This window comes from Microvirga sp. GCM10011540, assembly GCF_042650665.1.
Lineage (GTDB): Bacteria > Pseudomonadota > Alphaproteobacteria > Rhizobiales > Beijerinckiaceae > Microvirga > Microvirga lenta.
In genome coordinates, this window is the sequence record NZ_JBHSBQ010000041.1 from 63,634 (window position 1) to 76,241 (window position 12,608).

General features: G+C 64.1%; 10 protein-coding genes. 3 read left to right on the plus strand and 7 right to left on the minus strand.

Features of this window, described 5'->3' with window-relative positions:
- Positions 1 to 69 precede the first annotated feature (69 nt).
- The 4 genes from ACFOYU_RS14680 to ACFOYU_RS14695 all read right to left on the minus strand — a co-directional run bounded on the left by ACFOYU_RS14680 (position 70) and on the right by ACFOYU_RS14695 (position 7,720).
- The gene (locus ACFOYU_RS14680) at positions 70 to 861 is read right to left on the minus strand and encodes a metallophosphoesterase (RefSeq protein ID WP_377034176.1); all 792 of its coding nucleotides are present in this window, start codon (positions 859 to 861) and stop codon (positions 70 to 72) included.
- 35 nt (positions 862 to 896) lie between these two features.
- On the minus strand, positions 897 to 2,648 hold the full coding sequence (locus ACFOYU_RS14685; protein WP_377034177.1) for an ATP-binding protein: 1,752 nt from the start codon (positions 2,646 to 2,648) through the stop codon (positions 897 to 899).
- Positions 2,649 to 3,000: 352 nt separating this feature from the next.
- Positions 3,001 to 3,690 (minus strand): hypothetical protein, encoded by a 690-nt coding sequence (locus ACFOYU_RS14690; protein WP_377034178.1) that lies wholly within the window; start codon positions 3,688 to 3,690, stop codon positions 3,001 to 3,003.
- Between the two features lie 352 nt (positions 3,691 to 4,042).
- Complete coding sequence (locus ACFOYU_RS14695) at positions 4,043 to 7,720, minus strand: vitamin B12-dependent ribonucleotide reductase (protein ID WP_377034179.1); 3,678 nt, start codon at positions 7,718 to 7,720, stop codon at positions 4,043 to 4,045.
- 687 nt (positions 7,721 to 8,407) lie between these two features.
- Here ACFOYU_RS14695 and ACFOYU_RS14700 point away from each other — a divergent pair.
- On the plus strand, positions 8,408 to 8,821 hold the full coding sequence (locus ACFOYU_RS14700) for an NADH:ubiquinone oxidoreductase subunit NDUFA12 (protein ID WP_226740826.1): 414 nt from the start codon (positions 8,408 to 8,410) through the stop codon (positions 8,819 to 8,821).
- A 30-nt stretch (positions 8,822 to 8,851) separates the two neighbouring features.
- Positions 8,852 to 9,085, plus strand: coding sequence for a hypothetical protein (locus ACFOYU_RS14705; RefSeq protein ID WP_226740828.1), 234 nt, complete (start codon positions 8,852 to 8,854; stop codon positions 9,083 to 9,085).
- Positions 9,086 to 9,161: 76 nt separating this feature from the next.
- On the opposite strand, the gene ACFOYU_RS14710 is transcribed toward ACFOYU_RS14705, so the two are convergent.
- Complete coding sequence (locus ACFOYU_RS14710) at positions 9,162 to 9,785, minus strand: hypothetical protein (RefSeq protein WP_377034180.1); 624 nt, start codon at positions 9,783 to 9,785, stop codon at positions 9,162 to 9,164.
- Between the two features lie 152 nt (positions 9,786 to 9,937).
- On the opposite strand from ACFOYU_RS14710, the gene ACFOYU_RS14715 reads away from it, so the two are divergent.
- On the plus strand, positions 9,938 to 10,552 hold the full coding sequence (locus tag ACFOYU_RS14715; RefSeq protein WP_377034181.1) for a DUF2155 domain-containing protein: 615 nt from the start codon (positions 9,938 to 9,940) through the stop codon (positions 10,550 to 10,552).
- Here ACFOYU_RS14715 and aat read toward each other — a convergent pair.
- Positions 10,549 to 11,229, minus strand: coding sequence for a leucyl/phenylalanyl-tRNA--protein transferase (aat, locus tag ACFOYU_RS14720; protein WP_377034182.1), 681 nt, complete (start codon positions 11,227 to 11,229; stop codon positions 10,549 to 10,551). The genes ACFOYU_RS14715 and aat overlap by 4 nt on opposite strands.
- A gap of 21 nt (positions 11,230 to 11,250) precedes the next feature.
- Positions 11,251 to 12,606: an acetyl-CoA carboxylase biotin carboxylase subunit gene (accC, locus tag ACFOYU_RS14725; protein ID WP_377034183.1), complete on the minus strand. Its 1,356-nt coding sequence runs from the start codon at positions 12,604 to 12,606 to the stop codon at positions 11,251 to 11,253.
- Positions 12,607 to 12,608 lie beyond the last annotated feature (2 nt).

The following is a 12,608-nucleotide window of genomic DNA, read 5'->3' on the forward strand; positions in this document are numbered from 1 at the left end:
GGAACACGGAGGAGGCTGCGGGCAGGGGGAGCAAGGAACCAGCGGAGAGGGCAGCCGCGGTGTCCGTTCTCACTTGTCCGGGGAACTGTCCAGAATCGTCTCCAAACCGGGAAAGTGGAGACATTTCCGGACGGAGATCGCCCCATCGGCTTGGGCCGTGCAGGCGATCTCGAGATCGTCCGCTGCCGGGTCGATGATCAATGCGCTCAGCCGCCCGGTGGCATAGGCCCCGGTGTCGAGGGCGATGCGTCGGCCGACGATCTCGGGCTGCCGGCTTTCCGTGATGCTGTGCCCATGCACGACGGTGTGGGTCAGCGGACCGGCGTAGTCGAGGAAGCCCTTGCGGATGGTGAGGCAGTCCTTCCGGTGCTGGGCGTCGACGGGCCTCGAGGGATCGATGCCTGCGTGGACGAAGACGAAGGACCCGTCGGCCTCGATCAGGGACGCTGACCGAAGCAGGTCAAGGTGATCGGCGAAGTCGATCCTAAGCGTCATTCTCGCGGCCTCCAGGTCGCCCATGAAGTCGTAGCTCATGACCGTCGCGTCGCCGCCGTTGCGCAGCCAGAGCGCAAGGATTCGCTCGTCGGGAACGTCCTCCGTCATCACGTGCAGGAAGTAGTCGTCGTGGTTGCCAAGCAGCAGGCGCGAGGAGGGCCATCGCTTCAAGGTCGACGCGACCAGGTCCAAGGCGCCCCTGCTGTCCGGGCCGCGGTCGACGATATCGCCGAGGAAGATGACGCGAGGCACCTGCCCGCGACGCTCGGCGTCGGACGCGATGAAGTCGAGCAGGGGGCGGAGGAGATCGGCGCGACCGTGGACGTCGCCGATGGCGTAGGTGAGGTGGGAGACGGGCAGGGGCATGATGCAATCAACTGCGACCTAAGCTCTTCGGACGTTTATCTCACAGTTTGTCGGCGCCAACTTTCCACTGACTGTTGCAATCCACCGACAGACAAGTCGCTCGACCACCGATCCCAGAACTCCACGGTGCCGCTGTTCGGCTTGGAGTGTGGCTCCGAGACCCGGATGCGGCTCGGCAAGAGACTCGCGTCGCCCACCACGAGGGCTTCGCCCGTGTCGAGGATCGGTAGCAGGTCGCCGAAGCTACCAAGGCTGTCCGGCAGGAGACGCCGAATGACTGACTGGTCCTCACCGTTAGTGAGGCGCATCGCGACAAGATTGTTGCACTGGCTCAGTACGGTTGGGTTCACCTCAGACGGACGCTGACTGACGACCACAAGTCCCAACCCATACTTGCGTCCTTCCTTTGCAATGCGCTCGAATATCTCAATGGAAACGTCGCCGCTCGCATCGGATAGCGAACGTTCTGGGATGTACAGATGCGCCTCGTCGCACACGAGCGCCATCGGGTGCCTCTTTTCAGGGACTGTCCATTGCTGGACTGAGAAGACCAATTTCGCGACAAGGCTCACGATCAGCGGAAGGACGTCCGACGGCACTTCGGAGAAGTCGATGATCTTGACCCCGCCCTTCTTCTCTGGCCGATCGGCACTGCCCGAAATGAGTGCTGCGACTAGATCATCCAGCCAAGAGAACTCGGACGTAGCTGCGGGAGGCTGAAACAGGAAGCCAAGGCGGCGGTCGGTCCGCTTTGCGTCGAGACGTGCGATCAGTCTGCTCAGCTTTCCATGGAAGTCGCCCTGCTTGTCCTTGCCGCTGGAGCCGGTCACCATCTCGGTATTCAGATGATTGAGGCGGGACATGACCTGATCGAGACTGAAGGGTACAGGGCTGTCGACGGTGAAGTTATCGAGGATCTCCTTGTGGCCACCGTCAGTCAGCACGGCGCGCTTTGCCTCGATGATGGTGCGCGAGATCAGCATCGATTGATTCGGCGCGTTCTGGTCACTCCTGTCCACGAACATGGAAACAAGCGCCTCGTACCCGAGTAGCCAGTACGGTAGGAAGATGACACCATCATCAAGCGTCTTGTCGCCGCCGAGATCCCCCGGGCCTGCAATCCTGTAGTGCTGGAAACCATCCCCGGTGAGAGGAGTGTACTCCCCATGGATGTCGAACATGATGGCATTGGCCTGAGGCAGCTCCGAGACCTGCTCTAGGATTCGCGCAGTCGTCCAGGACTTTCCTGACCCAGTACTCCCAACGATCGTAGCATGCCGTTGGAAGAACTTGTTTCCGTTCAGGTACGCCTCGGCGGAGTCGTCGATGGTATAATGTCCGAGCGACAGCTTCTGCCCATCGCCAGCGACATTCGCGACTACCCGCATGAACGCGGACAGCCGTTCACCCTCTACAGAAAAGCAATTCGCATCGATCTCTGGAACCGTCTCAAGAGTCCTGAGAAAGATGTTTCTCCGGCTGCCGCGCCTATCAATGAGGGTTCCGATCAGGGTGATGCGGACGAGGTTCGTCTCTCCGAGGGGCTGCATCGGATCTGCGTCTTGATCGGCCTGGGTATCTGGAGCTGCGGAGGATGCGCTCCGCGTAATCTTTTGGATCACGCCGATGAGATGCTGTCCGGGGCGGCTGCTTTGGAGTACGGCGAGCCGATTGACTTGGAGTTGGCGCAGCTTCGGAGCGTCTGTGACCCTGACCACGACGGTCGCGGTGTCAACCGAAAGCACCGTACCCAGCGCCTCATTATCATCGTAATCAAAAATCGGCATTGTCGTCTCACATCACCAAGCCAAGGAATTCGGGCAAACTCCACAGCGATCTACCCTCGATCACGGCTCCATCGGGGAACCGTGAACAAAACAGTCTTGTACCCAATGGATCTTCCTCAAGGGCAAGGTAGTGGCGGCAGCGTCCGCCCTTTAGGAACTTGCGCGCGTTCTCACTCAAGTTCTTCGTGATAACGACGATCAAAGCCGCGGATGTCTCGCACCGTTGGATCAGCTTGGCCTGAAGATGAGGATCGTTAAATCCATATCCGATGCACAGGTACGATCCAGCTCTTCCGATCGAGGCGTCGGCACCGGCTAGGATCGATCGGAAGGGTTCCGCATGGGTCAGGCGCTACTTCTCGTACCCGGGAGTGACGATGACGGGAGCCATCCCAGGAAGGCGCGATGGCATTATGGGTAGTCCCACGACCACATCGTCTGGATCACTGAACCAGTCCAGGGAGCCATGGACCTTCCAGATATTTACCGTCCGTGCGGGCTTGTTGTTCTGGACCGACCTGATGGGTTGCTCGACCGACCTCAGGCGCAAGTGGCCATGATGGAAACCCGTGTGGTGGCAGAGACCCACGGCGTCCGCCGCATACTCAGCCAGGCGATCATAATTCGGCGTGACTACATCGATCTCGGCACGTGTCCCGGAGAGAAGATGCTTGAACAGGGCGGATAGCGGAAGTTCGTTGCGGTTTGTGACGACCCTCGCGAAGACTTCCTGATCCGCAGGAGCGATCAGGTCCCAAGTCGCCTCGACGATACGTTTCGTGAGCGATGCGGGCATCTGGATCTCGGTCAGGGCTGTCTCGAGGTCGGTCGTCCGTATCCTGTCGCGGAACTGCTTCCAAGCGACTGTTTCGTCTGCATCCGACCCGTCCACCTCCACCTTGCGACCCAGCCAATCGCTCAAGTGGCCCATCCCGGGCAGCCCATGCGCGGCGGACGCGCCGCTACCTAATACGATGACGGGAACATCCTGAATGCACTTCTGCGCCAAGCTCGTGACGTGCTCTTCCAACTCGTTCTGCATGCCATGCCCCAGCTAGGCAGGTCGTTCGGCATTCCGACGGTGGTGTCGCCGCCATACCTTGTTGTCCGACCCTCGGTCCTCATTCTTTGAATTTCCGCTGTCCCCTCAGACCAAAGGGGCGGGTCGCATCGATGCTAGCTACGCGAGGGATCGCAGGCTTGCCGGCATCAACAGCACCGCTCTGGATTACGAGCAACGAAACGTCGGATGAAGCTCCGTCTCCCATCCAATTCAGCCCGCCGCTAGGTGCGGCGGGCTGTTGCGTCAATCGAGTCAGGCTGTTGGGGTGAATCCACCCCAACTATCTGACAATCCGCAGTCGGCTCATGGTATTTCAGTCGTTTAAGGGTGCTTACGAACACCCCGTCGTGCTGCCGCACGTGTCGCACTTCAGGCACGTCCCGTTGCGCACCAGCGTGAAGTTCGCGCATTCGGGGCAGGCTTCGCCGACATAGCCCTTCATCTTGGCCTCGGCGCGCTTGTCCGCGATGGACGGGGCTGCCGGGGTGGTGAAGGGGAGCTTGGCGAGATCGGCTTCGCCGACCTTCTGCTCCTGTGGCTCCTCCTTGAGGGCGGTGGCGCCCATGGTGAGGGCGCCCGCGGCGCGCTGGCCGCCGCCGCCGGGGATCAGCATGAGGCGGTCGGAATTGCCGCGCACGAAGCCGCGGGAGACGACCGCCGTGGCGGGGGCGGGCTCCGGCGCCTTCGACTGGGCTTCGCCCTGGCCGATGGTGGTGGGGCCGAGCTCCGACGGGTCCACATGGGCGAGGTCGTTGCGGCCGAGATAGGAGACCGCGAGCTCGCGGAACACGTAGTCGAGGATCGAGGTCGCGTTCTTGATGCGCTCGTTGCCCTGGACGAAGCCCGCCGGCTCGAAGCGCGTGAAGGTGAAGGCCTCCACGTATTCCTCCAGCGGCACGCCGTATTGCAGGCCGAGCGAGATCGCGATGGCGAAGTTGTTCATCATCGCCCGGAAGGCCGCGCCTTCCTTGTGCATGTCGATGAAGATCTCGCCGAGGCGGCCGTCGTCGTACTCGCCGGTGCGCAGGTACACCTTGTGGCCGCCCACGACCGCCTTCTGGGTGTAGCCCTTGCGGCGGTCGGGCATCTTCTCGCGCTCGCGGATCGCCACGACGCGCTCGACGATCTTCTCGACCACCTTCTCCGAGAGAGCCGCGGCCTTGGCGGCGGCGGGGAGGGCGGTGAGAGCCTCCACGGCCTCGTCCGCCTCGTCCTCCTCGTCGGCGATGAGGGCGGAGTTGAGCGGCTGCGAGAGCTTGGAGCCGTCGCGGTAGAGGGCGTTCGCCTTCAGCGCCAGCTTCCAGGAGAGCATGTAGGCGTTCTTGCAATCCTCGACGGTGGCGTCGTTGGGCATGTTGATGGTCTTGGAGATCGCGCCCGAGATGAAGGGCTGCGCCGCCGCCATCATGCGGATGTGGCTTTCCACCGAGAGATAGCGCTTGCCGATCTTGCCGCAGGGATTGGCGCAATCGAACACCGCGTAGTGCTCTTTTCTCAGGTGCGGCGCGCCTTCCAGCGTCATCGCTCCGCAGATGTGGATGTTGGCAGCCTCGATATCGGCCTTCGAATACCCCAGGAACTGGAGCAGGTCGAAGGACGGGTCGTTGAGCCTCTCCGCCGGGACCTTGAGGGTGTTGACGAGGAAGTCCTCGCCCACGGTCCACTTGTTGAAGACGAACTTGATGTCGAAGGCCGATTTCAGGCCCTTCTCGACGGCGTCGATCTTCTCGTCCGTGAAGCCCTTAGCGCGCAGGGAGCCGGGGTTGACGGCGGGGGCTTGGCGCATGGAGCCGTGGCCGACCGCGTAGGCCTCGATCTCGGCGATCTCGGATTCGCGGTAGCCCAGGGCGCGCAGCGCGTCGGGCACGGCTCGGTTGATGATCTTGAAGTAGCCGCCGCCCGCGAGCTTCTTGAACTTCACCAGGGCGAAGTCGGGCTCGATGCCGGTGGTGTCGCAATCCATCACGAGGCCGATCGTGCCCGTGGGCGCGATGACGGTGGCCTGCGCGTTGCGGTAGCCGTGCTGCTCGCCGAGCTCCAGGGCCCGGTCCCAGGCGGCCTTCGCATGGGCGATGAGGCCCGCGTCGGGGCAGGAGGCGTGATCGAGCGGCACCGGATTGACCGACAGGCCCTCGTAACCCTCGGCGAGGCCGTGGGCGGCGCGGCGATGGTTGCGGATCACGCGCAGCATGTGCTTCGCGTTGGCCTTGTAGTTCGGGAAGGCGCCGAGCTCGCCCGCCATCTCGGCGGAGGTGGCATAGGACACGCCGGTCATGATGGCGGTGATCGCGCCGCCGAGCGCGCGGCCTTCCGCCGAATCGTAGGGCAGGCCCATGGTCATGAGCAGGCCGCCGATATTGGCGTAGCCCAGGCCCAGGGTGCGGTACTGGTAGGAGAGCTCCGCGATTTCCTTGGACGGGAACTGCGCCATCATCACGGAGATTTCGAGCACCACCGTCCAGAGGCGGCAGGCATGCTCGAAGGATTCCGCGTCGAAGGTCTTGGCGGCGCGGTCGTAGAACTGCAGCAGGTTGGCGGAGGCCAGGTTGCAGGCCGTGTCGTCCAGGAACATGTATTCCGAGCAGGGGTTCGACGCCCGGATGCGGCCACCGGCGGGGCTGGTGTGCCAGTCGTTCATGGTGGTGTTGAAGTGCAGGCCGGGATCGGCCGAGGCCCAGGCCGCGTGGCCGATCTGCTCCCACAGGTCGCGGGCCTTGAGGGTCTTCACCGTCTTGCCGTCCTTGCGGGCGGTGAGCTTCCACTCGCCGTCCGTCTCCACGGCGCGCAGGAAGTCGTCGGTGATCGAGACCGAGTTGTTGGAGTTCTGGCCCGAGACCGTGAGGTAGGCGTCCGAATCCCAATCGGTGTCGTAAATGGGGAAGTCGATATCGGTGTAGCCCTGGCGCGCGAACTGGATGACGCGCTTGATGTAGTTGTCCGGGATCATGACCCGGCGGGCCATCTTGATCTCTTTCTTCAGAGCCGGGTTCTTCTCCGGGTCGAAGCAGGCGTCGCCCTCGGCTTCGCAGTTCACGCAGGCCTTCATGATGGCCTTGAGGTGCTTGTTGCCGAGCTTGGAGCCGGTCACGAGGGCCGCGACCTTCTGCTCCTCTTTCACCTTCCAGTCGATATAGGCCTCGATGTCCGGGTGATCGACGTCGACCACCACCATCTTGGCGGCGCGGCGGGTGGTGCCGCCCGACTTGATGGCGCCCGCCGCGCGGTCGCCGATCTTGAGGAACGACATGAGGCCGGAGGAGCGGCCGCCGCCGGAGAGCTTCTCGCCCTCGCCGCGCAGCTTGGAGAAGTTGGAGCCGGTGCCGGAGCCGTACTTGAACAGGCGCGCCTCACGGACCCACAGGTCCATGATGCCGCCCTCGTTCACCAGGTCGTCCTCGACGCCCTGGATGAAGCAGGCATGGGGCTGCGGATGCTCGTAGGCCGACTTGGACTTGGTGAGCTTGCCGGTCTTGTAGTCCACGTAGAAGTGGCCCTGGCTCGGGCCGTCGATGCCGTAGGCCCAGTGCAGGCCAGTGTTGAACCATTGCGGGGAGTTGGGCGCCACCATCTGGTTGGCGAGCATGAAGCGCAGCTCGTCGAAGAAGGCCTGGGCGTCCTCTTCCGAGGAGAAGTAGCCGCCCTTCCAGCCCCAATAGGTCCAGCAGCCGGCGAGCCGGTCGAAGACCTGCTTGGACGACATTTCGGAGCCGTAACGCTGGTCCTCGGGAAGCTCGGCGAGGGCGGTCTCGTCGGGCACGGAGCGCCACAGCCAGGAGGGAACGTCGTTCTCTTCGACCTTCTTCAGGCGCGCGGGCACGCCGGCCTTGCGGAAGTACTTCTGGGCCAGAACGTCGGAGGCCACCTGGCTCCAAGTCTCGGGAACCTCGATGTTCTCGAGCTTGAACACGACCGAGCCGTCCGGATTGCGGATCTCGCTCGTGGCGAGCCGGAAGGCGAGGGAGGAATAGGGCGACTGCCCCGGTTTCGTGTAACGCCGCTCAATCCGCATCGGTCAATTCCTTCGTTCGAGGACAATAGTCCTCTGACCACGATGATCCTTCGTGGCACCCCAGCCCATTTTTGTTCGACGCCCTGCGGTCCGTTTTTGAGGACCGCTCACGCAACACGTCCGAGTTTCGGCAGATCCCCGGACACCACGAAGCCCACGGCTGAAAAGTTGCCGTGCGGCTCATACGCAAGTCCTTCGGGGATACTGAACCGGCCTTTTCAGCCCGGCTGCCGGTCTCGGATCGGCACCCTGTCAGGCTAGTCGCGATGTGAGCCTCACGTCAAGAACTAGTGTCGGTGCCGGTGGTTCCGAACTAGATGTTGTGTGTGGCTGTGTGAACTGTGGATAACCGGCTACCCTTCTGCTAAACCTCGGAGACTCCTTTCAGAATCCAAACGCACTTTCTTCAACGGCCAAGCTTCGGCGGCTATCGACCGGCCCCCGATGGTGGCCGATCGGCCACAAGAAGCTTTCCCGGCGCAACATCCGGCAGGAAGTTTCTTGACGTTTGGGAATGGGTTGTTCTCGGGGGCGAAAAGCGCGGGAAAACCAGGAAATTCCGCCTCTCCGGCCGCCCATGATCCATGGGAAGAGAATCAGTCCCGCCCATGCGCTCATGAGGCTGGACTTCCCGACGGCCAAAAGCCATATTCCGCGCGAACTTCATGAACCCCTTCAGTGGCAGCGATGAAACAGTTTTTGGCGCAGTTCTTCACCTGGTGGAACGGGCAGACCCTCGGCACGCGATTCTACACGTGGCGCAAGGGGCAGTTCGTGGGTGAGGACGAGTTCGGCAACAAGTACTACCGTCACACCCAGGCGGAGGCCATCGATCCGAACGTGGGCGCCGAGCGCCGCTGGGTCGTCTACAACGGCGAGGCGGATGCCTCGAAGGTGCCTCCGGGCTGGCGCGCCTGGCTCTGCCACAACGGCGACGTGCCGCCGAGCGAGGAGCCCTACCAGCCCCATCCGTGGGAGAGGCCCTACATTCCCAACATGACCGGCACCCCCCATGCCTATCGGCCGACCGGATCGTCGCTCTCGACCGGTCAGCGCCCGGCCGCGACCGGAGACTACGTACCCTGGACCCCGGGCGAGTAAGGACTTGGCCATCGAAGGACGGATGCCGACATGCTGAACAAGCCGCAGCACCGGAACTGCGTGGAATGCGGCCTGCCTTTCGGGCATCCCGATTTCGCCTATCATGCGGGCCGCATCGAAAACGGCCCGGCCTATTGGTCCGACCAGGGCCTCCTGTGCTCCCACGGCTGCTCCACGGCCCATTTCGAGAAGCGGGACGAGCAGGGCGCGCCGATGATCGCGCCGGCGCCCAACCCGTTCGAGCGGGAATTCCCGTCCTCGTAGGGACGGCGTCGAGCCTCCGGACCGGGGCCGAGGCAAGGCCTCCCATCGCCCGCTCGCCCCACTTAGACGCGATGCATCAGCGGCCGGGCTTGGGATGAAAGTAGGACTGGCGCCGCACGACGCCGTCCGAGAACAGGCCGAAGGCCTGGATCACGTGTCCCTGAGGGAGTTCCAGGTTGCGGGCGACGCCTGCGCCCTTCAGCACGGCTCCGCGCTCGTCCGGTTCAGGGTGGCGATGGCTTCCGCCGGAGCCGAGGCGGCAGTTCTGGCATCGAATCGGTCCCAGGATCTGCGCTCCGTCACCGATGTGGTTCGTGGATGCGAGGGAGCCGCCGCCGAGAAGCCGGGCCTCGCGCCCGATCTCAACGGTCGCTCCGGCTTCGGCCTTGATCGTGAAGCCGCCTTCCTCGCCGATTTCAGCGCCGGTCCCGATCCGAACCTCGCCGTCCGAGACCAGGATGCGGCTGCCGGGGAACAGGACCGTGCCTGCGCCGACCACGATGCGTCCGGCTCCCCGGACCTCCAGAATTGTATTGGGCCAGAGGATTACGTCCTCGCCCAGGTCGGCGCCGGGGGAGACGAGGACGGAGCGGGGATCCGGCATCAGAACCCCGCGCTGCGCCAGGGCCAGGGTCTCCTCCAGTGCGAGAAACCCCAGCCGCCGCCGTGCGGCATCCGGATCCAAACGTTCTGCTTCCATCACCCCCTCCAAGCGGGCCGGCAGTTTATCACCGCCGAAAGACCCTGGCGCCGTGCCTTGCCCTTTTTCCAACATGGTTCGCGTGTTATCGCGTTGCCGGAACGCGAAGTCGGCCATGCTCGGCCGGTCATAACATGGCGTGGACAGGCGATATGACATTCGGATGGACGCGGGCCGCCTTGGTGCTCGCATCGGTAATCGGTGGGGCAACCGTAGCCCATGCGGATCGGATCAAGAACCCGACTGCGGTCTTCTCGGGTCTGGACAAGATTACCGGACGAATCGTGTCGTTCGAGGTGGCGGTGGACGAGACCGTACAGTTCGGCGCCCTCCAGATGCGGGCCCGCGTCTGCTTCACCAAGCCCCCGACCGAGACGCCGAACACGACATCCTTCGTCGAGGTGGAGGAGACCGGTTCCGACGGCGCGAGCCGGCGGGTCTTCTCCGGCTGGATGTTCGCCGCGAGTCCGGGTCTGCATGGGCTCGAGCATCCGGTCTACGATATCTGGCTCGTCGACTGCAAAGGCGGCACGGAGGTCATCGCCGAGCCCAAGGAAGCGCCCGAGGAGCTGCCTCCGATCGAGCAGGGCGCTGCCGGCCAGCCGGGCGAGGGCGGACAGCCCGGGGACATCATGAGCCCCGCATCCGTCCAGCCTGTTCCAGCGCCTCCGCCGGTGAGAACCGCACCGCTGCGCCAGCCGAGGCGGGCTGCACCGCCCGCCTGGGGGCAGGCGCCGATCATCAACAACGAGAATCCGAACAACTAGCGATCGGCGGGCAGGGGCGCGCCGAGGGCGGCGAGGGCCTCTTCGCCGCTCACGGCTATCCCGCGCGGCCAGACATGCCAGTCGGCTTCCTGGTCCATCGCCGCGCGGAGCATCTGCTTGTAGCTGCGGCGGGAGACCTCGATCGCGCCGAACTGGGCCAGGTGCGGGGTGACGAACTGCGTGTCGAGCAGGGTGAAGCCGCCGCGCCGCAGCCGTGCCACGAGATGCACGAGGGCGACCTTGGACGCATCCCGCTCCGTATGGAACATGCTCTCCCCGAAGAACGCGCTGCGCAGGCGCACCCCGTAGAGACCGCCGACCAGCCGGTTGTCCTGGTAGACCTCCACGGTATGGCAGTAGCCCGTATCGAAGAGCTCTCCGTAGAGCCTGCGGATGCGGCCGTTGATCCAGGTCCGCTCCCGGTCGAAGCCGGGGGCGGCGCAGCCGTCGATGACCGCATCGAAATCCTGATCCACCCGGACCTCGAAATGGTCGGAGCGGACCGTGCGGGCGAGGCGCTTGCCCACATGGAAGCGGTCGAGGGGAATGATCCCCCTCTCCCGAGGTTCGACCCAGAACAGTGACGGATCATTCGCATCCTCCGCCATGGGGAAGATGCCCGCCGCATAAGCCTTGAGCAGGATCTCAGGCGTGATTTCGAACTGGTCAGCCCTCATCCCGCTAAAGGTAGCACGCCTTCAGGCTTCCTCAATGCCACCCGTCTTCAGGAAATTCTCGAGCCAGTGAATGTCGTACTGGCCGTTCTGAATGTCCGGGTTGCGCACGAGTGTCCTGAACAGGGGCAGGGTCGTCTCCACGCCGTCGACCACGAACTCGTCGAGGGCCCGGCGCAGGCGCATGAGGCACTCGTTGCGGGTGCGCCCGTGAACGATGAGCTTGGCGACGAGGGAGTCGTAGTGGGGCGGGATGCGGTAGCCCTGATAGGCCGCCGAATCGACGCGCACACCCAATCCGCCCGGGGGGTGGAAGTAGCTGATCGTGCCGGGCGAGGGCCGGAAGGTCGAGGGATGCTCCGCATTCACGCGGCACTCGATGGCATGGCCCTCGAGGTGGATGTCCTCCTGGCGGACCGAGAGCGGCGCGCCCGCCGCGACCCGGATCTGCTCGTTGACCAGATCGATGCCGGTGATCATCTCGGTGACGGGATGCTCGACCTGAATGCGGGTGTTCATCTCGATGAAGTAGAACTCGCCGTCCTCGTAGAGGAACTCGATGGTGCCGGCGCCCGCATATTGCAGTTCCTGCATGGCCCGCGCCACGACGCCGCCGATGCGCTCGCGCATCTCCACGTTCAGGGCCGGCGAGGGACCTTCCTCCCAGACCTTCTGGTGGCGGCGCTGGAGCGAGCAGTCGCGCTCGCCGAGATGGATGGCGTTGCCCTTGCCGTCGCCGAGGACCTGGATCTCGATGTGCCGGGGCTTCTCGAGGTACTTCTCGATATAGACCGCATCGTCGCCGAAGGCGGCCTTCGCCTCGGTCTTGGCCGTCTGGAGGGCGTGGACGAGGTCTTCCTCCGTCCGGGCCACCTTCATGCCGCGCCCGCCGCCGCCGGCGGCCGCCTTGATGATGACGGGATAGCCGATGTCCCTGGCCACACGCTTGGCCTCGGCCTCGTCGGTGATGCCGCCTTCGGAGCCGGGGACGCAGGGAATGCCGAGGCGCTTGGCCGTGCGCTTCGCCTCGATCTTGTCGCCCATGATGCGGATGTGCTCCGCCTTCGGGCCGATGAACGCGATGCGGTGATGATCGAGAACCTCGGCGAAACGCGCGTTCTCGGATAGGAAACCGTAGCCGGGATGAATGGCGTCGGCGCCGGTGATCTCGCAGGCGGCGATCAGGGCGGGAATGTTGAGATAGCTGTCGCGGGCCGCAGGCGGGCCGATGCAGACGCTTTCGTCGGCGAGGCGCACATGCATCGCATCCGCATCGGCGGTGGAATGCACGGCGACCGTGGCGATGCCGAGCTCCTTCGCAGCCCGCAGGATGCGCAGGGCGATCTCGCCGCGGTTGGCAATGAGGATCTTGTCGAACATCG

What these genes read in the sequence shown, in the direction of transcription:
- ACFOYU_RS14680 (WP_377034176.1), bottom strand. Translation starts at nt 861, where the DNA reads ATGCCCCTGCCCGTCTCCCACCTCACCTACGCCATCGGCGACGTCCAC.
- ACFOYU_RS14685 (WP_377034177.1), bottom strand. Translation starts at nt 2,648, where the DNA reads ATGCCGATTTTTGATTACGATGATAATGAGGCGCTGGGTACGGTGCTT.
- ACFOYU_RS14690 (WP_377034178.1), bottom strand. Translation starts at nt 3,690, where the DNA reads ATGCAGAACGAGTTGGAAGAGCACGTCACGAGCTTGGCGCAGAAGTGC.
- ACFOYU_RS14695 (WP_377034179.1), bottom strand. Translation starts at nt 7,720, where the DNA reads ATGCGGATTGAGCGGCGTTACACGAAACCGGGGCAGTCGCCCTATTCC.
- ACFOYU_RS14700 (WP_226740826.1), top strand. Translation starts at nt 8,408, where the DNA reads ATGAAACAGTTTTTGGCGCAGTTCTTCACCTGGTGGAACGGGCAGACC.
- ACFOYU_RS14705 (WP_226740828.1), top strand. Translation starts at nt 8,852, where the DNA reads ATGCTGAACAAGCCGCAGCACCGGAACTGCGTGGAATGCGGCCTGCCT.
- ACFOYU_RS14710 (WP_377034180.1), bottom strand. Translation starts at nt 9,785, where the DNA reads ATGGAAGCAGAACGTTTGGATCCGGATGCCGCACGGCGGCGGCTGGGG.
- ACFOYU_RS14715 (WP_377034181.1), top strand. Translation starts at nt 9,938, where the DNA reads ATGACATTCGGATGGACGCGGGCCGCCTTGGTGCTCGCATCGGTAATC.
- aat (WP_377034182.1), bottom strand. Translation starts at nt 11,229, where the DNA reads ATGAGGGCTGACCAGTTCGAAATCACGCCTGAGATCCTGCTCAAGGCT.
- accC (WP_377034183.1), bottom strand. Translation starts at nt 12,606, where the DNA reads ATGTTCGACAAGATCCTCATTGCCAACCGCGGCGAGATCGCCCTGCGC.